General features: G+C 64.4%; 20 protein-coding genes. 15 read left to right on the top strand and 5 right to left on the bottom strand.

Annotated features, from left to right (window positions below):
• Positions 1 to 334: 334 nt before the first annotated feature.
• Genes QMA10_RS08510 through QMA10_RS08500 form a run of 3 tightly spaced genes read left to right on the top strand, consistent with a single transcriptional unit; the run spans position 335 to position 3,335 of the window.
• A complete protein-coding gene (locus QMA10_RS08510) occupies positions 335 to 1,333 on the top strand; it encodes a substrate-binding domain-containing protein (RefSeq protein ID WP_290167498.1) in 999 nt (332 codons plus the stop codon).
• Between the two features lie 58 nt (positions 1,334 to 1,391).
• Positions 1,392 to 2,438, top strand: coding sequence for an ABC transporter permease (locus QMA10_RS08505; RefSeq protein ID WP_290167496.1), 1,047 nt, complete (start codon positions 1,392 to 1,394; stop codon positions 2,436 to 2,438).
• Positions 2,439 to 2,453: 15 nt separating this feature from the next.
• A complete protein-coding gene (locus tag QMA10_RS08500) occupies positions 2,454 to 3,335 on the top strand; it encodes an ATP-binding cassette domain-containing protein (protein WP_290167495.1) in 882 nt (293 codons plus the stop codon).
• A 27-nt stretch (positions 3,336 to 3,362) separates the two neighbouring features.
• On the opposite strand, the gene QMA10_RS08495 is transcribed toward QMA10_RS08500, so the two are convergent.
• Complete coding sequence (locus QMA10_RS08495; protein ID WP_290167493.1) at positions 3,363 to 4,301, bottom strand: 5'-3' exonuclease; 939 nt, start codon at positions 4,299 to 4,301, stop codon at positions 3,363 to 3,365.
• A 57-nt stretch (positions 4,302 to 4,358) separates the two neighbouring features.
• On the opposite strand from QMA10_RS08495, the gene QMA10_RS08490 reads away from it, so the two are divergent.
• The 3 genes from QMA10_RS08490 to QMA10_RS08480 all read left to right on the top strand — a co-directional run bounded on the left by QMA10_RS08490 (position 4,359) and on the right by QMA10_RS08480 (position 7,433).
• Positions 4,359 to 4,844, top strand: a complete 486-nt coding sequence (locus QMA10_RS08490; protein WP_290167491.1) for an NUDIX domain-containing protein — start codon at positions 4,359 to 4,361, stop codon at positions 4,842 to 4,844.
• Between the two features lie 158 nt (positions 4,845 to 5,002).
• Positions 5,003 to 6,418: an ABC transporter permease gene (locus QMA10_RS08485; protein WP_290167490.1), complete on the top strand. Its 1,416-nt coding sequence runs from the start codon at positions 5,003 to 5,005 to the stop codon at positions 6,416 to 6,418.
• 64 nt (positions 6,419 to 6,482) lie between these two features.
• Entirely contained in the window at positions 6,483 to 7,433 is a 951-nt protein-coding gene (locus QMA10_RS08480) for a zinc-binding dehydrogenase (RefSeq protein ID WP_290167488.1), read from the top strand.
• Positions 7,434 to 7,453: 20 nt separating this feature from the next.
• Here the strand turns inward: QMA10_RS08480 and QMA10_RS08475 are convergent, their stop codons facing one another.
• On the bottom strand, positions 7,454 to 8,053 hold the full coding sequence (locus tag QMA10_RS08475) for an XRE family transcriptional regulator (RefSeq protein WP_290167485.1): 600 nt from the start codon (positions 8,051 to 8,053) through the stop codon (positions 7,454 to 7,456).
• Positions 8,054 to 8,166: 113 nt separating this feature from the next.
• Between QMA10_RS08475 and QMA10_RS08470 the strand changes: the two genes are divergently transcribed.
• Complete coding sequence (locus QMA10_RS08470) at positions 8,167 to 9,162, top strand: NAD(P)/FAD-dependent oxidoreductase (protein WP_290167483.1); 996 nt, start codon at positions 8,167 to 8,169, stop codon at positions 9,160 to 9,162.
• Here the strand turns inward: QMA10_RS08470 and QMA10_RS08465 are convergent.
• Positions 9,159 to 9,821: a TetR/AcrR family transcriptional regulator gene (locus tag QMA10_RS08465; protein WP_290167481.1), complete on the bottom strand. Its 663-nt coding sequence runs from the start codon at positions 9,819 to 9,821 to the stop codon at positions 9,159 to 9,161. The two genes, QMA10_RS08470 and QMA10_RS08465, sit on opposite strands and share 4 nt — an antisense overlap.
• Positions 9,822 to 9,977: 156 nt before the next feature.
• Here QMA10_RS08465 and QMA10_RS08460 point away from each other — a divergent pair, with 156 nt between their 5' ends.
• The 7 genes from QMA10_RS08460 (at position 9,978) to QMA10_RS08430 (ending at position 17,075) form a co-directional block, all read left to right on the top strand.
• Positions 9,978 to 12,158: an ABC transporter permease gene (locus QMA10_RS08460; protein WP_290167479.1), complete on the top strand. Its 2,181-nt coding sequence runs from the start codon at positions 9,978 to 9,980 to the stop codon at positions 12,156 to 12,158.
• Positions 12,159 to 12,299: 141 nt separating this feature from the next.
• On the top strand, positions 12,300 to 13,268 hold the full coding sequence (locus QMA10_RS08455) for a bile acid:sodium symporter family protein (RefSeq protein ID WP_290167478.1): 969 nt from the start codon (positions 12,300 to 12,302) through the stop codon (positions 13,266 to 13,268).
• Between the two features lie 131 nt (positions 13,269 to 13,399).
• On the top strand, positions 13,400 to 14,227 hold the full coding sequence (locus QMA10_RS08450; RefSeq protein ID WP_290167476.1) for an SDR family NAD(P)-dependent oxidoreductase: 828 nt from the start codon (positions 13,400 to 13,402) through the stop codon (positions 14,225 to 14,227).
• Between the two features lie 2 nt (positions 14,228 to 14,229).
• Entirely contained in the window at positions 14,230 to 15,051 is an 822-nt protein-coding gene (locus QMA10_RS08445; RefSeq protein WP_290167474.1) for an SDR family NAD(P)-dependent oxidoreductase, read from the top strand.
• Between the two features lie 49 nt (positions 15,052 to 15,100).
• Positions 15,101 to 15,460 carry a GntR family transcriptional regulator gene (locus QMA10_RS08440; RefSeq protein ID WP_290167470.1) on the top strand — a complete coding sequence of 120 codons (360 nt, stop codon included), beginning with the start codon at positions 15,101 to 15,103 and terminating at the stop codon, positions 15,458 to 15,460.
• Positions 15,457 to 16,368: an ABC transporter ATP-binding protein gene (locus QMA10_RS08435; RefSeq protein WP_290167468.1), complete on the top strand. Its 912-nt coding sequence runs from the start codon at positions 15,457 to 15,459 to the stop codon at positions 16,366 to 16,368. Before QMA10_RS08440 ends, QMA10_RS08435 begins: the two co-directional genes overlap by 4 nt.
• A complete protein-coding gene (locus QMA10_RS08430) occupies positions 16,365 to 17,075 on the top strand; it encodes a hypothetical protein (protein ID WP_290167466.1) in 711 nt (236 codons plus the stop codon). Before QMA10_RS08435 ends, QMA10_RS08430 begins: the two co-directional genes overlap by 4 nt.
• 12 nt (positions 17,076 to 17,087) lie before the next feature.
• Here the strand turns inward: QMA10_RS08430 and QMA10_RS08425 are convergent, their stop codons facing one another.
• On the bottom strand, positions 17,088 to 17,996 hold the full coding sequence (locus QMA10_RS08425; RefSeq protein WP_356834343.1) for a sugar-binding domain-containing protein: 909 nt from the start codon (positions 17,994 to 17,996) through the stop codon (positions 17,088 to 17,090).
• Between the two features lie 206 nt (positions 17,997 to 18,202).
• On the opposite strand from QMA10_RS08425, the gene QMA10_RS08420 reads away from it, so the two are divergent.
• The gene (locus tag QMA10_RS08420; RefSeq protein WP_290167465.1) at positions 18,203 to 19,975 is read left to right on the top strand and encodes a glycerol-3-phosphate dehydrogenase/oxidase; all 1,773 of its coding nucleotides are present in this window, start codon (positions 18,203 to 18,205) and stop codon (positions 19,973 to 19,975) included.
• A 92-nt stretch (positions 19,976 to 20,067) separates the two neighbouring features.
• Here the strand turns inward: QMA10_RS08420 and QMA10_RS08415 are convergent, their stop codons facing one another.
• Entirely contained in the window at positions 20,068 to 21,183 is a 1,116-nt protein-coding gene (locus tag QMA10_RS08415) for a type I phosphomannose isomerase catalytic subunit (protein WP_290167464.1), read from the bottom strand.
• Between the last annotated feature and the right edge of the window lie 145 nt (positions 21,184 to 21,328).

The raw sequence follows: 21,328 nt of genomic DNA, 5'->3' as shown, positions 1-21,328 counted from the left end.
GTACGGGGGAGGACCTGTCGATCGTCGATCGGAATACTGAGCTCCGGACTCATTGCTGCACCTCCGCCGGTCTTCGGTCTTCACCGCATCATGTAAGGACAAAAACATTTGCTGTTGAGTGTAACAGTGGTCACTCCTTCCGTAGGAGCGGCTTCGATTTACGGCCAATGTCACTCACAATCAGCAGCCGGAAAACGCGGCTATGTCCTGACAAATGATTGACATGGTCATGCTTGTCGATATATTGGACTTCCAAGTGCCGAAGCGGGGCGGGGCCCCTCCGGCTGCCGGCTGCCGGCTATTGTGCCGGGCCGTGAAGACAAAGGAGACTTTAGTGTCACTCAATTTTTCCCTGCGCAAACTGGCAGCATCGGTGCTGCTGGTTCCTGCGCTGGCCCTGGCGGGATGTTCCAGTTCCGGCGGACGTACCCCCGAAGCGGACAGCGGCGACGGCGGAGGTGCCGTTGCCGGCACTGACCGCATCAAAATCGCTTTGATTACCCATGGCGGCCCGGGAGATACCTTCTGGGACATCGTGCGAAAGGGCGCTGAGGAAGCGTCGCAAAAGGACAACGTTGAACTGTTGTACAGCGCGGATCCTGAAGGCGGGCGGCAGGCCCAGCTGATTGAGCAGGCAGTGGAGCAGGGCGTGGACGGCATTGCCGTCACCCTCGCAAAGCCGGACGCCGTTGCCTCGGCGCTCCGGAAGGCGGAAGACGCCGGCATTCCGGTGGTAAGCCTGAACTCGGGAGAGGACCGCTCCGTCGAGCTCGGCGCGTTCACCCACTTCGGTTCCAACGAGCAGCTTGCCGGAGAAGCAGTGGGGCAGCAGCTGGCGGCGGACGGTTACACGCATCCGATCTGCGTCATTCACGAGCAGGGCAACGTTGGACATGAAAGCCGCTGTGCCGGCGTCAAGTCCAAGGTCCCCGGCACCGAAATCCTGTACGTCCAGGGGACGGACATGACCCAGGTCGAATCCACCGTGACAGCCAAACTGCAGGCAACAGCGGATGCCGACGTCGTCGTCGGCCTCGGCGCGCCGTACACACTGACCATTCTCAAGTCCGTGGAGTCATCCGGCAGCGACGCCAAGGTGGCCTCCTTCGACCTCAACCCCGACCTTGCCAAGCGCATTGCTGACGGGGAAATCATCTTCACCGTTGACCAGCAGCCCTGGCTGCAGGGCTACGGGGCGGTTGACGCTCTCTGGCAGAACAGCCGCGGAGGATTCGAGCTCGGCGGCGGCCAGCCGGTGCTCACCGGACCCACCATCATCGACTCCTCGAACGCCGAATCGGTTGCAGCCTTCGCCGCCGACGGCATCCGCTGATGCGCCGGTCCGGTCCCGCACCGGCTGCGTCCCGCGCTGATGATGAAAGTGAATTCGAATGACGGCTGAGACAGTCACCCCCACCGCACCGGCAGACGAAAGAGTTGCAGCCAAAAGCAGAATGGCCAAACTGCTGGGCCGGCCCGAAATCGGCGCACTGGTGGGCGCCGTTGCCCTGTTCGCCTTCTTCTCAGTGGTTGCGCCGGTATTCCTGCAGCCCGGATCCATCGCCACCGTCCTGTACGGCGCCTCCACCATCGGCATCATGGCGGTGGGGGTGTCACTGCTGATGATCGGTGGTGAGTTCGATCTGTCCACCGGTGTTGCCGTCATCAGCTCGGCCCTCATGGCCTCGCTCTTCAGCTGGTACTTCTCGATGAACGTGTGGGTGGGCGTGGCGCTGGCGCTGGTCTTGTCGCTCACCGTCGGGTTCATCAACGGATGGATCCTGGTCAAAACCAAACTGCCGTCCTTCATCGTCACCCTCGCCACGTTCCTCATGCTGACCGGCCTGAATCTTGGCCTGACCCGGGCGATCGGCGGAAGCGTATCCTCCCCGTCCATCTCGGACATGGACGGCTTCGATTCAGCCAAGGCAGTGTTCGCTTCCTCCCTCACCCTGGGCGGTGTGGAGGTCCGGATCACCGTCTTCATCTGGATTGCCCTGGTTGCCGTGGCTTCCTGGATCCTGCTGCGCACACGCGTGGGAAACTGGATTTTCGCGTCCGGCGGTGACGCCTACGCTGCCCGCGCCGTCGGCGTTCCCGTGGTGAAAACCAAGATTGGCCTCTTTATGGGCGTGGGTTTCTGCGCCTGGATCCTTGGCATGCACAACCTGTTCGCCTTCTCGACCGTGCAGTCCGGTGAAGGCATCGGCAACGAGTTCCTCTACATCATTGCGGCCGTGATTGGCGGATGCCTGCTGACGGGCGGATACGGCTCTGCCATTGGCGGTGCCATCGGGGCCTTCATCTTCGGCATGGCCAACAAGGGCATCGTGTACGCGGAATGGAATCCGGACTGGTTCAAGTTCTTCCTGGGCCTCATGCTGCTGCTGGCGACCATGGTGAACATGGTGGTCAAACGCCGGGCCGAACAAAGCTAGGAACGGAGAGAACGCATGGACAGCACGAAAAGCCAGGCCGGCGGCGGTGCGGACACAGCCCCGCCGCCGCACCTGCTGCGGCTCGACAAAGTGGGCAAGCATTACGGCAACGTGATCGCACTGCACGATGTCACCATGGACGTGGAGGCCGGCAGGGTCACCTGCGTGCTGGGCGACAACGGGGCGGGCAAATCCACCCTGATTAAGATCATCGCCGGGCTGCATCCGCATGATGAGGGAACCTTCACCGCGCTGGGGGAGGAACGCCGTTTCACGTCTCCCCGCTCCGCACTGGATTTGGGTATTGCCGCCGTCTACCAGGACCTGGCCGTGGTATCCCTGATGCCGGTCTGGCGCAATTTCTTCCTGGGATCGGAGCTGACCACGGGCTCCGGACCGTTCAGGCGGCTTGACGTTGCCCGGATGAAGGAGATCACCAAAAGGGAACTGCAGGAGATGGGCATCGACCTGCGCGATGTGGAGCAGCCCGTGGGCCAGCTCTCCGGCGGCGAGCGCCAGTGCGTTGCCATCGCCCGGGCCGTGTATTTCGGGGCGAAGGTGCTCATCCTGGACGAGCCGACGGCAGCCCTGGGCGTCAAGCAGTCGGGCGTGGTCCTGCGCTACATCCTGCAGGCCCGGGACCGCGGACTGGGCGTTGTCTTCATTACCCACAACCCGCACCACGCCTATCCGGTGGGAGACCGCTTCCTGCTGCTCAAGCGCGGCCGGTCGATCGGCTACTACAAGAAGTCGGACGTCACCCTGGACCAGCTGACCGCACAGATGGCCGGTGGTGCCGAGCTTGAAGAGCTGGCCCAGGAGCTGGAGGCGATGGGCAGCCACAGCGAGGTGGTGGCCGAGGTTGAAGCCGAAGTAGGCGCAACGCTGCGCGACTGAACCTGATCCGGTGCCATGGGAGGGGCCTTACGCATACCGGTCAAAGGAGGCCAGCAGCCGCTGTACGGATCCTCCAAGGTTCCACCGGGTGGACAGCTGTTCCAGCTCTGCCCGCTCATCACCGGTGATGGGCTGCAGCTGCGCCCCGGCCTCCTCCACGCCGGGCAGCTGCAGGTCACGGGCCACCCGGACGACGTCGGGGGCAACCTCCAGGTAGTCCGCCGCTGCAGCCAGTTTGGACCGCATCGGCGAGGAAAGGGAACTGCTCCGGTCCTTGGCGGCAGCCAGCAAAGCGTCTAGGGTCCCGTATTCTCCCAGCAGCGACGCCGCGGTCTTCTCGCCGATCCCCGCAACGCCCGGCAAACCGTCGGAGGAATCTCCGCGCAGGGTGGCGTAGTCCGCGTACTGCTGCGGGAGCACCCGGTACCTGGCCACGATTGACGCTTCGGTGAGTACCTCGAGGTTCTTCATACCCCGCGCCGTGTAGATGACACGCACGTCCCGCCCGTCATCGATCACCTGAAAAAGGTCCCGGTCCCCGGTGACCGCGTCCACGGGCAGATCGGCGCCGCCCGCGTAGGTGCCGATCACGTCGTCGGCCTCATATCCGGGAGCACCGACGACGGCGACGCCGGCGAGTTCCAGCGTGCGGCGGATCATCGGAATCTGAGCCTCAAGCGGATCCGGAACCGTTTCGACGTCGGGGGCATCCTCAACGGTCTCGGCAACCCGGTGCGCCTTATAGGTGGGCAGCAGGTCCACGCGCCACTGCGGACGCCAGTCATCATCCCAGCACGCAATCAGATGGGTCGCACCGTAGTCGGCTGTGAGCCGCGCGATCATATCCAGCAGGCCCCGGACCGCGTTGACCGGAGTTCCGTCACTGCGCCGGATCGAGTCCGGCACGCCGTAGAAGGCGCGGAAATATAAGGAAGCGGTGTCAAGCAGCATCAGACGCTGGTTCATAGCCCCGATCCTTGCACGGTTCATCCCCGGGAAGGTAGGACCGCCTAGGATGAGCCCATGATCCACAGCGCAGGCATTCTGCTGTACCGCCGTTGCCCGGGGGCCAGGGACGGACCCGGGCCGCTGGAAGTGTGGCTGGGCCACATGGGCGGACCGTTCTGGGCCCGCAGGGATGAACATGCCTGGTCCATACCGAAAGGCGGGATTCTCCCCGCAGAGGATCCGCTCGCCGCCGCACTGCGCGAATTCAACGAGGAGATAGGAACGCCGGCTCCGGCGGCGGACTACGTCCTCCTCGGCAGTTTCCGGCAGTCCGCCAAGAAGACCGTCACGGTGTATGCGGCCGAGGCGGACTTCGCGCCGGAACGCATCGCCGGCAACACGTTTGCGCTGGAGTGGCCGCCGGGGTCCGGCATTGTCCGGGACTATGCGGAGATCGACGACGCCGGCTGGTTCAGTGAGGCTGAGGCCCGCACCAAAATGGTCAAAGGGCAGGTGCAGCTCCTGGACGCACTGAAAGCGCACCTCGACGGGTTCGGCTGATCATCCTTCACACGGATCGCGTTTGATTTGGCGGGCTGACGCCGACTGCGGCTGTTGACCGTTCCGGCGCGGATACTGCGCGGATACGCTCGAAGAAAGCTGAGACTCAACCACCACTTCAGCCCCAGCATCAGTCTGCTCTTCCGGAGGTGCGTTCCATGCCAGCTCATCCAGCCACCGACCAGCCGCGAACTTCCCCTGTGTCCCCTCCCCGCGGGACGGGGTTCTATGCTTCCCCCCGCACCTGGCTGCTGCCGCTGCTGGTGCTCCTGCTTTTGGGCGGAGCAGGCACGGCTCTCTACATTGGCGGACTCGGCAGTCCGGGGGATCATCTGAAGCACTTTCCCATTGCTGTGGTGAATGAGGACCAGGGAACTGCAACGCCGGGCGGCGGCCGCGAGGACCTGGGACAGAACATCACGGACCAGATGAAGCAGGGATTCGGCAGCTCGGACCAGATTGAGCTGCGGGTCTTGTCCTGGGACGAGGCGCAAAGCCAGATGCGCCAGGGGATAATCCACGGGACGGTGATGATTCCGGAGTCATTCTCGGCGGATGCCACTGCGCTGGTTGCAGGTTCGCTCAGCGCCGATGAGGTAACCCGGCCCTCGATTACGGTCTACACCAATCCCCAGGCCGGCCCGCTGGCCAGCAGCCTGGCCACTGAGGCCATAGATCCTGCGCTGGAACAGGCCAACCGCGGACTGGGGGAGCAGCTCACTAAATCCGCGGAGGAAGCCCGGGCGCAGGCGCAGGCCGAACTGGAAGGCGAGCTGGGGCAGCTGGGCACTGCGCTGCCGGCCGAGTTGGAGGCCCAGGTGTCTCCGAAGGTCGCTGGAACCTCAGCTGACCTGCTGGCGGACCCAATTTCTGTGAAGACCAGCGTCTACTCCCCGCCGCCGGAAGGTGCTGCCCTGGGAATGGGAGCATTTTTCTACTCCGTCCTGCTGATGGTGGTGGGCGTCAGCGGTTCCGTGGCCCTGCATTTTCTTCTTGACGCCCGTCTGGGAGTGGCGCCGATCGAGCTGGGTCCCCGTTTCACCCTGGGACCCCCGCGGCGCCCGGCACGCTGGGCAACGTACCTCATCAAATGGGGCATCGTGGTCCTCGGGGCGCTCCCCACCGCGGGTCTGATGATGTGGGTGGCATCCGCCGTCGGAATGCCGATACCGCACGGCGGTCTGTTCTTCCTCACCACCTGGCTGTCGATCGTGACCGTGTCCGCGGTGACCTTCGCGCTCATCGGGGTGTTCGGCAGTGCAGGCATGATTCTGTCCCTCATCTATGTGGTATTCATGGGCCTGCCGTCGGCGAGCGGCGTGGTGCCGCTGGAAGCCCTGCCGGGGTTCTTCCGGTTCATAGCGCGCGGGGAACCGCTTTACCAGATGACCATGGCCAACCGTGCCGTCCTCTACTTCGATGCCCAGTCCAGCGCCGGGGTGCAGAGCGGAATCATCGGCATGCTCATCATCATCGTCATCGCCGTGGCGGTGGCACTGGTGTTTTCGGTGATCTACGACAGGCTGCTGGGCCGGCGGGGTGCGCTAACACCGGGGGCAGCGGCACGCTCCTGAGCTGACCTCTGCGGGACGGCGATAAAATGGTCCTGCAACGGTGCAACAAAGGAAGGAGCGGCCCATGAAGGCATGGCAGTTCACCGGAACCAACAAACCGCTGGAATTCAACGACGTCCCCGAACCCCACGCCGGACCCGGACAAGTGGTCGTGGAGGTCAAGGCCGCAGGTGTCTGCCACTCCGACGTTACAGCCCTCGATGACCCCGGCTGGATGCCGCTGTTCTTCCAGCTTCCGCGGACCATGGGGCACGAGAACGCCGGTGTTATTACCGAAGTCGGCGAAGGCATGGACCATTGGAAGGTTGGCGACCGTGTGGGCCTGGCCCCGGTCATGAGCGACGGCGACGCCCTGGGCTACGGCAAATGGGACGGAGGGTTTGGTCCCAAGCTTCTCGCCACCGACGACAACCTGGTCAAACTCCCGGACGAGGTCCCCTTTGATCTGGCTGCAATGGCCACCGACGCCGGCCTCACCGCCTACCACGCGATCATGACGGTGGGCGGAGCCAGGAAAGGCATGAAGGTTGGCGTCATAGGCCTGGGCGGCCTGGGCTACATCGGCGCGCGGGTGGCCGTGCTGTCCGGAGCAGAAGTCTACGGTGCTGAAATCAATCCCGCGACGAGGGACCTCGCAGACGAGATCGGGCTCGCAGGAGTTGCGGACAGCATCGAAGCCTTCAAGGACAAGAAGCTGGATCTGATCGTTGACTACGCCGGTTTCGGCACCACCACAGCTGCGGCGATCGAGACCCTGGCCGAGTTCGGCACCCTGGTACAGGTGGGGATGGGCAAGCTGGAAGCAACAATCAACACCTACCCCATCATCATCAACCAGCTGTCCATCAAGGGTTCCAAGTCCGGTACCAAGGAGGACCTCGAGGCCCTTTACGGCCTGATGAAATCCGGGCAGCTCAAGCCGCCCATGAATCTCATCTCCCAGGAGGACATCCCCGAGGCGATTGACAAGCTGCGTGCCGGCGGCGTCGTCGGACGCTTCATCGCGATGTACTAACCGAGGTCGGGGGCCGGGGCTCAGCTCCGGTCCCCGGTTTCCCGGGCAGGGCGGGCGCGCAGATGTGCGCGCTCGCCCTGCGGGCCAAACAGGGCCAGGAATTCCACGCTCTCAGCGGCGGCGTTATCCATCCAGTGCGGGACACGGGTGTTGAATTCGGCAGCTTCCCCTGAGCTCAGGACCAGATCCTGCTCACCCAGCACCAGCCTGAGCCTGCCGCTGAGTACGTACAGCCACTCGTAGCCCTCATGCGTTTTCAGCTGCGGCTGAGAGGGAACGGATTTGCCCGGCAGGATGTATTTGTAGGCCCCAATCCCGCCGGCCTGCTGCGTCAGCGGAATAATGGTGGCGCCGTGTCGGCGCAGAGGGCGCATATGCACGCGGGGATCCCCGGTGGCCGGAGCATCCACAAGTTCGTCAATGGTGACCGCGTAGATCCGGGCCAGGGGCATCAGCAGCTCAAGCGTGGCCCGCCGCCGGCCGGATTCCAGCCGGGAGAGCGTGCTGACCGAAATCCCTGTGCTCGCTGAAACACCGGCAAGTGTCAGCCGTCTTTCGGTCCGCAGCGAACGGAGCCTGGCGCCGACGCCGCCCAGAGCGTTTTCCAAAGAGTCATCCATCTGTTTCATTTTGCCATGGCGGCAATATTCTTTGCCGCATCCGAGCTGCCCGCCGGACACTGGAAGAACAAAGGCGCCGGCACCGCCGGTGCAGGAATGAAGGGCGGAATTCGGTGACGGATACAGCAGCAGACAGGCTCAGCACTCGCGGCGGCAAGTTCGACGTCGTTGTCATTGGCGGTGCAGCAGCAGGGCTGAGCGGTGCCCTGTCGCTTGTCCGCGCGCGTCGGACTGTGCTGGTGGTGGACGCCGGGGATCCGCGGAACGCTCCGGCGGCCCACGTGCACAATTACCTGGGCCGGGAAGGAGCAACACCGGGGGAGCTGTACGGGGTTGGCCGGGATGAGGTGCAGAGCTACGGCGGCACTGTGAGAACGGGGCGGGTACAAACGGTGGCCCGGGACGGCGGCGGCGGATTCATGGTGCAGCTGGAGGGCGGAGAGCAGGTGTATGCCCGCAGGGTGCTGGCCGCTTCGGGGGTCCGGGACATGCTGCCGGCTGTACCCGGCATCCCGGAACGCTGGGGACGCAGTGTCCTGCACTGCCCGTACTGCCACGGCTGGGAAGTCCGTGACCAGGCCATCGGCATCCTGGCGACGGATATGGGGATCGCGATGCACCAGGCGCTGCTGTGGCGGCAATGGAGCACGGACGTCACCCTGTTCCTGCACACTGCAGGAACGCCGGACGACACTCAGGCTGAGCAGCTGGCAGCGAGGGGAATCCGCACCGTTGCCGGTGAGGTTGCCGGTGTGGAGGGAGAGCGCGCCGCGGTTCGTTTGGCCAACGGCGATCTTCAGGACCGGGACGTGCTGGTGGTGTTCAGCCGTCTCGAAGCCAGGGCAGGCTACCTCGCCGGGCTGGGGATCGTCCCGGCTGATCAGTACATGGGTGACGTGGTCTATGGGACGGCAGTTTCAGCGGACCCCGCAGGCACCACCTCCGTGCCGGGCGTCTATGCAGCGGGCAACCTGACGGCGCCGTCAGCGCAGGTAATGGCCGCGGCAGCTGCGGGCCTGATGGCCGGCGCCGCCATCAACGGTGATCTGGTGGCCGAGGATACGGCGCGCAGTGTCGAGGCGCTCGCAGCTGCCGGGCGCGGGCGTTAGAGCAGATAGACCGAGGACGGCCGAGCCAGAAAGTCACCGGGGTGGGTGACGGACGCGGCCAGCATGCCCGCGCAGGAGTCGATAAGAAAATAGCCGACGCCGGTCCAGTTGGGTTCCTCCACCCCGTCCTGAAGGCGGGCCTCGTATTCTGCGCAGACGCCCAGGACCATGCTGCCCAGGATCGAGGAGCGTCCGTACAGGACGGCGGGAGGCACATGGCCGGCGGCATCATGGGTGCGGGCAACCAGCTCCTCCATGGCGGGCCTGGCCACTGCGGCCTCGGTGAGGACCTGATGCACCGAGGGGACCGAGCGGATCTGATGCACAAAGCGCGCCCGCCAGCTGGGGGCGGGCAATGACGCCAGATGGTCCACCCAGGGCAGGATCATGGCGGTGAGCAGGTCAGGCAGCGGAGCTCCGGCCGGCAGGCCGGCCAGGAGTTCCTGGCGCCGACGGTCGGTGTCCTCCAGATGGCGGGTGACGAGTGCCCGCAGCAGTTCGTCGCGGCCGCCAAAATGATACGCGACGGCGGAATGGTTGGCAGTGCCGGCATGCTCGGCGATCCGCCGGTTGGAGACGGCGTCTATGCCGAAGCGGGCAAAGAGCTCCTCGGCGGAGTCGAGCAGATGGCCGCGTGCCTTGTCGCCGTGCTGTCCCATGCAGGTTGCCCCTCTTTCGGCGTCAAATCCGGTTCAATTACCCAATTTACGCCACATGGCGTAATTTTGACGGGTTGGTCCCACTGACCGCGTACGCACCATCCGGTCCGCACGCCTCCCGCACCTTCCATCGAACCACAGCACAGGAGCATGTCCTTGAGTCACAATTCCCCCGCGTCCAGCGGTAATCCGCCGGACGCGGTGTCCCCGGCGCCGAGCGGAGTGCCGGTAACGGCAGCCGCGGACCCCGATGCCGCCGCCCTCAAGCGTGCCAGGGCCGAAAAAATCGGACGCTATGTCGCCATGTTCCTGATGCCGCTGCTGATGGTGTCCATGCTGGTGGGCGGCTATCTGGCGGCCATGCACTCGCCCGAGCCGAACAATATGCCCATTGCCCTCAGCGGTTCAGCGCAGCAGGCTGATTCCTTCGCCGGGGCACTGCGGGACGCCAATCCCGATGCAGTGAATGTCCGGGAGGTGGACTCTGCGGACGAGGCTCGCCGGCTGGTGCTGGAGCGTGAGGTTTCCGGTGCCGTGGTCCTGAACGGAGGATCCGCCACGGTGTATACGGCAGGCGCCGCCGGAGCCTCCCAGTCAAGTGCGGTCACGGCGCTGCTGGCCCCGCAGGTGCTCGGACAGGGGCTGTCCCTGGAGACCGAGGACCTTCAGCCCCTGCCGGAGAATGACATGGCGGGACTGGGTGCTATGTTCATGACCACCGCCCTGATGCTGGCCGGCTACATGCCGCTGAGCCTGGTGCTGTCCAATTCACCGGAACTGCTGCGCTTCCGGCGGTTCGTACCCCTGCTTGCCGGCTGGTCCGCACTGATCGCGGCACTGGTCTGGACGGTAGTCGGCCCCGTCATGGGGGTGGTCCAGGGCCACACTGCAGCAGTGCTGGGCATCTGCTGGCTGTCGGTCTTTGCGGTGGGCAGCGTTCAGTTGTTCCTGACCCGCATCCTGGGTCCGATGGCGGTTCTTGCCGGCATGCTCCTCCTCATGGTTCTGGGTGTCCCCGCTTCCAACATGAGCATGTCCGTGCACACCATGCCTGCCCTTTATCCCTTCCTGCACAGCTTCCTGCCGGCCGCGGCCACAGGTGAGTCGCTGCGCTCGGTGCTCTACTTTGACGGGGACGGTGCGGGAGCGCGCCTGCTGGTACTGGTCATCGGCGCCGCTGCATCCCTGGCGCTGACCCTGGCGCTGGATGCACTGAAACGCCGCCGGAAGCCGGATGCCGGGCCGCTGCCCGTCAACGTTGCCTCCCTGCACGGCGGCCCGCGGCCAAAGAGCCGCACCTGGCGCTATGTCACTCTGGCCTTCTTCCCGCTGGTTATGGTGTCCATGATGCTGACCATGATGCTCGGCGCCATGTATCAGCCGGCACCGCGGGATATGCCCGTTGCCGTCGCCGGTGCCACTGTGCAGCAGGCAGACCAGGCTGTTGCCGGGCTGGAGGCAAACATGTCCGGCCTCTTTGACCTCCGTGCCGTGGATTCGGCGGATGAGGCACGGGAACTGGTTCGGGACCGGGAAGTCACTGCGGCGTATGTGCTGCCGTCGGCAGAGAATCCAGGCGCAACGCTCTTGACCAACCAGGCTGCAGGCATGAGCGCTCAACAGGTGGTCAATCAGGTATTCGCCCAGGTTGCTGCAGGCCAGCAAATGGAACTGACGACTGAAGACGTTGCCCCGATGCCGGAGCAGGATTCCATGGGCATGGCCACCATGTACCTGGCCATGGGCTGGATCATGGCCGGCTTCATGATCATTGTGGTGGGCGCAACCGCCCAGCCCGCCAGCCGTCCGCTGCGCAGGCTGCTGCCCGTCGTCGCCGCCTGGGCCGTAGGGTACTCAGCTCTGCTGTGGGTGATTGCCGATGTCTTTGTCGGCGCGATTGACGGCCACTTTCTGCAACTGTGGGCAGTTGGTGCAGTTGCTATCTTCTGCATGGCTATGTTCACGGCGGTGTTTGAGCGCCTGATCGGCATGCTTGCCATCCTTCCTGTGATCGGCATCCTCATGTTCCTGGGTGTCCCGGCTTCCGGTGCGGCGATGTCCATCTACATGGAGCCGGAGATCTTCCGCTACCTGCACGAGGTGCTGCCGATGCCCGCCGCGGTGGAGTCCATCCGTTCCATCCTCTACTTCGGCGGGGACACGGTCGGGACCCATGTGCTGACACTGATTATTTGGGGAGCGGTCTCCCTGGCGGCTGTGATGGTCATTGACCGGCTCAAGCCGCCGCGGACTGAAGCCTGGCCCGTGGATACAGCTCCTGCTCCCGCTGCTCCGGCCGGGGAAATGCCTGCCCAGAGGGAGCTCGCCGCGGTGTAATCCGTTGGAGTTCCGATGCCCGGCCCCGGGGTGCCGGCAAACAGGGGCCGCTGCAGGTGCAGCGGCCCCTGTCCTCTGCCGCCGGCGTCGTCCTGCGTGTCACAAATAGCGGACCGGCGCGTGCAGTGCCACCATGTGGGAATGTCTGCGAACCCCGAAACCACAACCCCCCAACCAACCCGCACCGGTGAAGAACGCAGCGCCCGCGTGGCGGTCACGGTCTTCCCGCTGCTCATCCTCGCCGGGGGAGCGGTGGCCCTGTTCTTTCCCTCGCCGTTCACCGGGCTTTCGCCGTTCATCAACCCGGCGCTGATGCTGATCATGTTCGGCATGGGTCTGACGCTAACCCTGCCGGACTTTGCCCTGGTGGTCCGGCAGCCGCTGCCCGTGTTCCTTGGCGTGGTTGCGCAGTTTGTCATCATGCCGCTGCTGGGTGCCGGGATTGCCTGGGCGCTGCAGTTGAGTCCGGAACTGGCCGCCGGCGTCATCCTTGTTGGCTGCGCTCCGGGAGGCACCGCCTCCAATGTGGTCACGTACCTCGCGAAGGGCAACGTTGCCCTGTCGGTGGCGATGACCTCGGTGTCGACCCTGCTGGCACCTCTCTTCACCCCGCTGCTGGCGCTGTGGCTGGCTGGCCGGTACATGGCCGTGGATGCCGGATCCATGGCGTTATCCATTGTCCAGATTGTCCTCATCCCCGTGGTGCTGGGGCTGGTCCTCCGCTACGCGGTGCCACGCCTGGTTGACCGCGTCCTGCCGGTCCTGCCGTGGATTTCCGTACTGGCTATTACTTTTGTGGTCCTCGCCGTGGTGGCGGGAAGCGCCGCTGCCATCGTGACGGCCGGCTGGCTGATCCTCCTCGCGGTTATCATTCACAACGGGTTGGGCCTGGGGCTGGGCTACGGCACCGCGAAACTGTTCCGCCAGCCGGTCGCTTCCCGGCGGACCATGGCTGTAGAAGTGGGCATGCAGAACTCGGGTCTGGCCGCCGGTTTGGCCAAACAGTACTTCACCCCGGAGGCGGCGCTGCCGGCTGCAGTCTTCTCGGTATGGCATAACGTTTCCGGCGCGCTGATGGCGGCCTTCTGGCGAAGCAGGCATTCCGGCTGATTTTCGCAACGCTGCCGGATACTGGCCCATCCGGCGAAACCCATGGATGCGTCCTGCGGCTGGGGTACCGTTCCCGGTGCCCCAGCCGTTAGGGTGATGCCGTCCCGGCACTTCAAGGAAAGCAGACGCCCATGGTTTCCAAGACCATCGTGATCACCGGCGGGTCCGACGGCGTGGGTGCGGCTGCCGCCCGCCGGCTCAGCCGGGAAGGCCACCAAGTAGTGGTGGTGGGACGTTCCCCGGAGAAGACAGCGGCCGTCGCGGAAGACACCGGCGGCGAATTCCTGCTGGCCGATTTCGCTGACCTCAACCAGGTGCGGAACCTGGCTTCGGAGCTGCTGCAGCGGTACCCCCGCATCGATGTCCTGGCCAACAATGCCGGCGCCATCTTCGGGAAGGAACGCGAGGTTACCGGAGACGGACATGAGATGACGTTCCAGGTGAATTATCTGGCGCCGTTCCTTCTCACCCGGCTGCTGACCGACCGGCTGCTGGAATCACAGGGGACCGTCATCAACACCTCCAGCATCGCCAACCGGCTCTTCGCCCGGCTGGACCTGGAGGACCTCGAATCGGAGAAGTCCTACAACCCCCGTAAAGCCTACGGAAACAGCAAGCTGGAGCAGATCCTGTTCACCCAGGAATTCGACCGCAGATACCGCTCCCACGGTGCCACCTCGACGGCGTTCCATCCGGGCAATATTGCGTCCAGCTTCTCCGGCGTCCAAGGTTCGGCCATGCACGCGCTCTATCACACCCCGCTGAAGCACCTATTCCTGAGCAGCCCGGAAAAGGGTGCCAGGACGCTGTTGTTCCTGGCTGGGAGAACACCGGGGGAGGACTATCCCACGGGCGAGTACTTCGAGCGGTGCAAGGTTGCCCGTCCGAATCGCCAGGCCCGGGACGCGGTCCTTGCCCTGGGGTTGTGGAACCGGTCGGTGGCGATGCTGGAATCCTGAGCATGATACCCAAAACCATCGTGATCACCGGTGCCAGCGACGGCATCGGCGCTGCCGCTGCAGGGCAGCTGGCCCAGGAGGGGCATCGCGTGGTGGTGGTGGGACGGTCGCCGTCGAAGACAGCCGCAGTGGCGACACACACCGGCGGCGAGTACTTCGTGGCTGATTTCGCTGTGCTGGACACTGTGCGGAACCTGGCCCTCCAGTTGCTGGCACACTGCGGCGTCATCGATGTCCTGGCCAACAACGCCGGGGCAATGTTCGGCCGGGAGCGGCGCATCACCGGAGACGGACATGAGATGACCTTCCAGGTGAACTATCTGGCTCCCTTCCTGCTCACGCAGATGCTGACGTCCCGGTTGCTGGAGTCCGGCGGAACCGTGATCAACACCTCCAGTGCGGCAAACCTCTTGGGGCGCGTGGATCCGGATGATCTGGAGCTGGAAAGGCGGTACCGGCCCTTCCGGGCCTATGCGGCAGCCAAACTCGGGCTGATCCTGTTTACGCGCGAGTTTGACCGCCGCTACCGGCTCAGGGGAGCAACTTCCACAACCTTCCACCCCGGCCTCGTTGCCACCAATTTCCTGGGTGAGCACGGCATGGCGACCCGTGCAGGCTATTCACCCCTGCGGCATCTGGTGCTGACTCCGGAGAAAGGCGCCGCCCGAACACTGGTCTATCTTGCCGGTGCTGTTCCCGGGCAGGACTACGCGACGGGCGAGTATTACCGGCGGGGGAAGGTGGCCGGCACCAACAGGCATGCCCGGGACCCTGACCTGGCAGAGGCTTTGTGGTCCAGGTCCATAGCAACGCTGGAGTCCTGACTATCCGGTACCCATGTCCATTAGTCCACTAATGGACTACCGTGTGATCATGTTCACAGGCGAGGGTCCAATCTTCCAGCAGCTCGCTGCCAGGATTGCCGACGATATTGTGTCCGGGGCCTATCCGGAGGAAACAGCAGTGCCCTCCGCCACCGACTTCGCCGTGTTTCACCAGATGAACCCTGCCACCGCCAGTAAAGGCGTGAACATGCTCGTGAGTCTGGGCGTGCTTTACAAAAAACGGGGCATTGGCATGTTCGTCGCGACCGGGGCGCGGAAAATACTCCTCACCCGGCGGCGCGACGAGTTCCGCACACAATACGTGCAGCCGCTTCTTCGAGAAGCCGCGGTCCTGGAATTCACAGCCGCTGAGCTGCATTCGATGATCGACGAACAGGATCCGGCATGACTAACGCAATCGACATCCGCTCCCTGAGCCGTGTCTTCGGGCAGGTGAAGGCCTTGGAAGACATTACGCTCTCCGCGCCGGAAGGCTCCATTTGCGGGCTGCTCGGCCGGAACGGTGCCGGCAAGACAACGATTATGTCGATCCTCGCCGGCCAGGACCGTCCCAGCTCAGGCACGGTTGAGGTCTTCGGGCAGGATCCCTTTGAGAATAAGGCGCTCCTGTCGCAGATCAGTTTCATCCGTGACAACCAGCGGTACCCAGACGGTTATCGACTGCATCATGTGCTGCGGATCGCTCCGGATTTCGCGCCGAATTGGAGCTCCGATGTCGCCGCCGAACTCGTGGAAGGGTTCCGTATCCCGGACAGGACCCCGATCAAGAAATTCTCCCGGGGACAGCTTTCTTCCGTCGCCGTCGTTTTGGCCCTCGCATCCCGGGCGCCCCTCACGCTGCTCGACGAGCCATACCTCGGCCTTGATGCCACGGCGCGGGCGTTTTTTCACAACATGCTTCTTCGTGACTTTGCGGAACACCCCCGTACCGTCATGCTCTCCACCCACCTCATTGAGGAATCCGAGGCCCTCTTTGACCGGGTCCTGATTGTTGACCGGGGCCGGGTGTATGTCGACTGCGCCAGCGAAGAAACCTCCACCCTGGCGTTTACCGTCAGCGGCCCGGCGCAGGTTGTCGAGGAGCTCGTGGGCGGACGGACCCTGCTTGCCTCACACACGGTGGGCGGCCTCAGGTCAGTCACCGTCGGCGGAACAGCCGACGCCGGCCTCGGGTTCCGGGCGCACACCCTCGGGGCCGCCGTCTCGCCGGCAACGCTCCAACAACTCGTCGCCGGTTACGGCTCCGCTGCAACAGCACCGGAGCCCGTCCGCACCAACAAAGGGGCACACGCATGAACGCCGTCGTCTCGACCGTAAAATTCCACCTCAACCGGCGGACAGAAACGTTTGTCGTGCCGCTGTCCATCGCTGGATCCGTTGCCGTCATTTCCGTGCTTATCGCACTGGTCTTCTGGCGCTCCGGAAGTCAACCGGGTAGTGAAGCCTGGATCCAGGGCTCCCAAAGCAACCCCGGAATCGTCTATGCCCTGGCGGGTTTCTTTGGTTATCTCGGCGTTGCCAGGGTGGCAACTACATTTCCCTTCGCGCTGGCTCTCGGAGCTACGCGACGCGATTTCGTCGCCGGCACCCTGATCTGGAACGCAATCGCAGCCTCTTACGTCGCCCTGCTCCTGGCTGTGTTGAACGCCATTGAAATTGCCACGAATCATTGGTTCGCCGGCTTCTATATCTTCGACATCTACGTCCTCGGCGGCGGCGACCCGCTGCGTCTGCTGCCGATCGTCTTCTTCGGAGTGCTGACCACGCTCACCGTCGGGGGAGTCTTTGCCGCCGCATGGGTGCGCTTCGGTGCGATTGGTCCTCAACTGATCGCCGGCGTCCTTGTCCTCGCTCTTTTGCTGGCGGTCATCATCCTCGTTCCCCAAGCGGCAGCGATCACTGCGGCTTTCCGGCTATGGTGGCTCGGGGCCGCGGCCGTCGGTGCGGTGGTACTTTCCGCCACCGGGACCTGGTTGCTGCTGCGGCCGGCCACAGTGCGCTAGAAGTACGCCGCATCAGCAGGAAGCCAGCCGGCGGGCGGAATTCTCATCCAGGATCAGGTCCGTCACCAGGCCAGCCCGCAGGGCACCGAGGAGGCTGGCGGTTTTTGCTTCCCCCGCTACGACGCAGATGCGGCGCGGCACCTGGCGCAGCTGGCCCAGCTCCGGTCCGGTGCTGCGGGCATTGAGGCTGATGCCGTCCCAGGTGCCGTCTTCGCGGTAGAACATGGTGGCCACATCACCCACCACTCCCTCCGCCATCAGGTCATCCAGGTCTTCTTCATCAAGGTACGCACCGTTGTAGACGTGGCTCGGAACGCCGGCCTCCATGGAGCCGACTCCAAAAATGGCGGTGTTCATCCGGGCCTGCAGGTCCAGCACCCGCTTCACCGGACGTTCCCGCCACATGGCTTCCTTGGTCTCCGTGTGGTCGAAAAACGCCGGGACCGGGAACTGCACCACGCGTGCGCCGTAGGCATGGCCGAAGCGCTGCAGGATTTCACTGGCATACGTGATGCCCGAGGTGCGGAAGTTGCCGGCACCGTTCATCTGCACCACTGTGCTGTCGTGGGTGTCCTTCACTCCCAGATGCTGGCTGACGGCGGTCAGCGTGGAGCCCCAGGCGACGCCGACAATTGCGTCGGAATCGATCAGGGGATTGATGTGGTGCGCGGCCTGGACGGCAACGCGCTGCAGGATCTGGGCGGGAGAGACACCTTCCGCCACCGGAACCACCTTGGCGTGGACCCCGAAGCGGGAACTGATCTCCCGCTCCAGTGCCGGCGCCCGGTCGGCTGCGCTCTTGATCCTGATTTCCACCAGCCCGGTGCTGCGGGCATGCGAGAGCAGGCGGGAAACCGTTGAACGGGAGATCCGCAGTTCGCGGGCAATGGCCTCCATGGTGAGGTTCTGCAGGTAATACATCTGTGCCGCGCGCAATGCGTCCCGGTCGCGTCCCTCCGCCTGAAGGGCCGAGGGCTCCCCGGCACGTGCCGCCGAGCGGGAAGTGACACCAATGTTCACTTGTAGTCCATCAAAACCGCAGAGATCGTCATGTATCCATTATGTCAGGGTGCACGTTTGTGCATCGGCTCGATGCTGCGGCCTCCGGGCTTCGAGCATGGATGGATATGGCAAAGCCGCCACAGAAGCGTTTGGAGATAGTCGTGGACAATTCCGTGAACCCCAGCAAGGGAAAAACCGCCGTCCGTCCGGTGGTGCAGCAGTTGAAGGACCGGCCCCGGGCCTCAGTGCTGATCGTGGGCGGCGGCATTAATGGCGTAGGCACCTTCCGTGACCTGTCGCTGCAGGGCGTGGACGTAGCACTCGTTGAACGCGGGGACTACTGCCAGGGCGCTTCAGGCGCTTCCTCCCACATGATCCACGGCGGCATCCGCTACCTGGAAAACGGCGAGTTCCGCCTCGTTCACGAGTCCGTCGTCGAGCGCAATGCGCTGCTCCGCCTGGCACCGCACTACGTGAAGCCGCTGCAGACCACCATCCCGATCACCAGCACCTTCTCGGGCATCACCGCAGCTCCGATGCGCTTCCTGACGCACAAGCAGGGTAAGCACACCGAACGCGGTGCAGTGCTCATCAAGGCCGGCCTGCTGATGTACGACTTCTTCTCCCGCGGCGGCCGTGTTGCTCCGCGCCACAACTTTGTCGGCAAGAAGAAGTCCCTGCAGGAACTGCCCAAGCTGCGTTCCGATGTTAAGTACACCGCCACGTACTTCGATGCCTCGGTGCACAACCCCGAGCGCCTGACCCTGGATGTGCTGCGCGACGGCCTCGAGGCCAACAAAGAGTCCCGCGCCAGCAACTATGTTTCCGCCGTGGGCACCACCGACGCCGGCACCCTGCTGCGCGACGAACTGACCGGTGAAGAATTCCTGTTCGAGGCCGACGTCGTCATCAACGCCACCGGCGCCTGGGTGGACGAAACCAACGATTCCTTCGGCAAGCGCACCTCCTTCATGGGCGGCACCAAGGGCTCACACATTGTCCTGGACCACCCGGAGCTGCTCGAAGCCTGCAACGGGCGCGAGCTGTTCTTCGAACACACCGACGGCCGCATTGTCCTGATCTACCCGATGGGTGACCGTGTGCTCGTAGGCACCACGGATATCGACGCCGACATCACCGAGGACTCGATCTGCACGGACGAGGAAATCGAGTACTTCTTCGAGCTCGTCGCCCACGTGTTCCCGACCATCGACGTGCGCCGCGACCACATCGTCTACACCTTCTCCGGTGTCCGGCCGCTGCCCAGGCACGACGACACGCAGCCGGGTTTTGGGTCCCGCGACTACCGCATCGAAAAGCGCAGTGACAAGCGCGGCAGCAAGAACGTCACCACGCTGTCCCTCGTCGGCGGAAAGTGGACGACGTTCCGCGCGCTGTCCGAAAACCTCGCTTCCGAGGCCATGACCGCTCTGGGCATGCCGCGCAAGACGGCGACGTCGGAACTGGCGATCGGCGGCGGCAGGGACTTCCCGCGCACCGAGGCCGAGGAGCGCCTGTGGGTCAACCGCACCGCCAGCGAAGTTGCCGACCGTGACCGCGTCCGCGTACTGCTGACCCGCTACGGCACCCGCGCCACCGATGTGCTGGCCTTCCTGGCCCAGGGCGGAGACCAGCTGCTGGCGTCCACCCCCGAGCTCAGCACGCGCGAACTGACCTACATGGTGGAAAACGAGCAGGTTACCCGCCTGTCCGACATCCTCATCCGGCGCACGTCACTGGCCTTCCGCGGCCTCGTGACCGAGGAAATGCTGAACGAGCTCGCCGGCCTCCTCGCCCCTCAGCTGGGCTGGGATGACGAAGAAGCCCGCACCCAGGTGAAGGCCGCCCGCGAACTGCTGGTGAACATGCACGGCATGAAGATTCCGGCAGCCGTCTAGCAGCGGCGGAAATCTCAACAGCGGAGGGAGGGCACCAATGGTGTCCTCCCTCCGCTGTCTGTCTGCAGCCGGTTGTCTGCCGGCCGGTCCGGCTAGAGCATCGATGCCACGAACATCTGGGCCGGGCCGGTAAGGGTGGCCGTCACCGGATCCCCGGCGTACAGGATCTTGGATTCGGGCAACATCTCCGCCGTGGCCCCTTCCACCGTGACGGACGCAGTATCCATCGCGGCCAGCACTACGCTGAAGGGGCCCACACGGACGGACTTTGGATCCTCACCCACGACCACCCGCCGCAGGTCCAGATCGTCGCTCCAGAGCGGAATCCGCTGCTCGCCGTCACCGACGTCAAGTACGGGCAGGACGGCAGGCTGCGGCTGCCCGGCGCCGGTCAGCTGCTGCAGTTCGCAGAGGTCCACGTGCTCGGTGGTCAATCCGGCGTGCAGCGCGTTGTCCGAGGTGCCCATGACGAGCACCGCCTGGCCGGACAGATAGGCATGCAGGCAACCGGGAGGAATTACCGCTGCCTGCCCCGGATCCAGCTGCATCAGCTGCATGCAGACGGCCAGCAGGATCCCCCTGTCGTGGGGGAATTGCTGCTGCAGCCGCCGCACTGCGATGACCGCCTCGCCGGCCGGTCCGTCAAGGTGCCGGATCCGGCCGGCGGCTTCGGCTGTTTCCCGAAGGGCAGCTGTGGTTTCCTGCGGCGACATGCGCAGTACGGAATGGATGACCGTCTCATGCCGGAAGGAAAGATAGGAGCGCAGCCAGGGCAGCTCCAGCCCGTCAGCGATGGCCTGAAGATCGTCGATGGACCGTTCCCCGGCCAGCACGCGCAGGGGTGTAAGGGCTATGGCCACCTCACACTTCGGATTGCGGTCCTTGTAGTTTCGATTTCCGGCGTTCAGCGGCAGGCCCCTGGCCTGTTCCCTGACAAAACCTGTCAGCGCCTGATCCCATCGCGGGTGCATCATAACGGGCGTGGGAACATCCGCATCCAGGACCCGGAGGCGGAAGCCAAAGGGAGAGCCTGCCTCCTTTTCCCGGGAGGGGACAGCGATCTGCTGGTCTTTGGCAAACCGGTCGAGTGTTCTCCTGTAGGTCGCCGGATCCCACTCGATGAGCAGTCCGCGGGGAGGCGTCGGCGCATCGCGTCGAACGGAGGCTGCGGACCTTGAGAGAGCGGATTCGGCACGCACGTTTGTCACTTACATCACCGTGATGGAACTTAGACGGGCTCAATATGGAACCGGAGGTCAGGCAAAAAACAATCAGTTTTTTAAGTCTAGGAGCTTCTACCCGCAGGAGAGCAGCTTTACGGGGACCGGATGTTGTGACGTTGGCCAACCCGGC

The sequence above is a fragment of the Arthrobacter sp. APC 3897 genome (assembly GCF_030407495.1).
Lineage (GTDB): Bacteria > Actinomycetota > Actinomycetes > Actinomycetales > Micrococcaceae > Arthrobacter_B.
Note: the sequence above shows the minus strand (reverse complement) of the source record. Positions and strands in the feature narration are given on the sequence as shown.

What these genes read in the sequence shown, in the direction of transcription:
- QMA10_RS08505 (WP_290167496.1), top strand. Translation starts at nt 1,392, where the DNA reads ATGACGGCTGAGACAGTCACCCCCACCGCACCGGCAGACGAAAGAGTT.
- QMA10_RS08500 (WP_290167495.1), top strand. Translation starts at nt 2,454, where the DNA reads ATGGACAGCACGAAAAGCCAGGCCGGCGGCGGTGCGGACACAGCCCCG.
- QMA10_RS08495 (WP_290167493.1), bottom strand. Translation starts at nt 4,301, where the DNA reads ATGAACCAGCGTCTGATGCTGCTTGACACCGCTTCCTTATATTTCCGC.
- QMA10_RS08490 (WP_290167491.1), top strand. Translation starts at nt 4,359, where the DNA reads ATGATCCACAGCGCAGGCATTCTGCTGTACCGCCGTTGCCCGGGGGCC.
- QMA10_RS08485 (WP_290167490.1), top strand. Translation starts at nt 5,003, where the DNA reads ATGCCAGCTCATCCAGCCACCGACCAGCCGCGAACTTCCCCTGTGTCC.
- QMA10_RS08480 (WP_290167488.1), top strand. Translation starts at nt 6,483, where the DNA reads ATGAAGGCATGGCAGTTCACCGGAACCAACAAACCGCTGGAATTCAAC.
- QMA10_RS08475 (WP_290167485.1), bottom strand. Translation starts at nt 8,053, where the DNA reads ATGGATGACTCTTTGGAAAACGCTCTGGGCGGCGTCGGCGCCAGGCTC.
- QMA10_RS08465 (WP_290167481.1), bottom strand. Translation starts at nt 9,821, where the DNA reads ATGGGACAGCACGGCGACAAGGCACGCGGCCATCTGCTCGACTCCGCC.
- QMA10_RS08455 (WP_290167478.1), top strand. Translation starts at nt 12,300, where the DNA reads ATGTCTGCGAACCCCGAAACCACAACCCCCCAACCAACCCGCACCGGT.
- QMA10_RS08450 (WP_290167476.1), top strand. Translation starts at nt 13,400, where the DNA reads ATGGTTTCCAAGACCATCGTGATCACCGGCGGGTCCGACGGCGTGGGT.
- QMA10_RS08445 (WP_290167474.1), top strand. Translation starts at nt 14,230, where the DNA reads ATGATACCCAAAACCATCGTGATCACCGGTGCCAGCGACGGCATCGGC.
- QMA10_RS08440 (WP_290167470.1), top strand. Translation starts at nt 15,101, where the DNA reads ATGTTCACAGGCGAGGGTCCAATCTTCCAGCAGCTCGCTGCCAGGATT.
- QMA10_RS08435 (WP_290167468.1), top strand. Translation starts at nt 15,457, where the DNA reads ATGACTAACGCAATCGACATCCGCTCCCTGAGCCGTGTCTTCGGGCAG.
- QMA10_RS08430 (WP_290167466.1), top strand. Translation starts at nt 16,365, where the DNA reads ATGAACGCCGTCGTCTCGACCGTAAAATTCCACCTCAACCGGCGGACA.
- QMA10_RS08425 (WP_356834343.1), bottom strand. Translation starts at nt 17,996, where the DNA reads ATGTATTACCTGCAGAACCTCACCATGGAGGCCATTGCCCGCGAACTG.
- QMA10_RS08420 (WP_290167465.1), top strand. Translation starts at nt 18,203, where the DNA reads ATGGCAAAGCCGCCACAGAAGCGTTTGGAGATAGTCGTGGACAATTCC.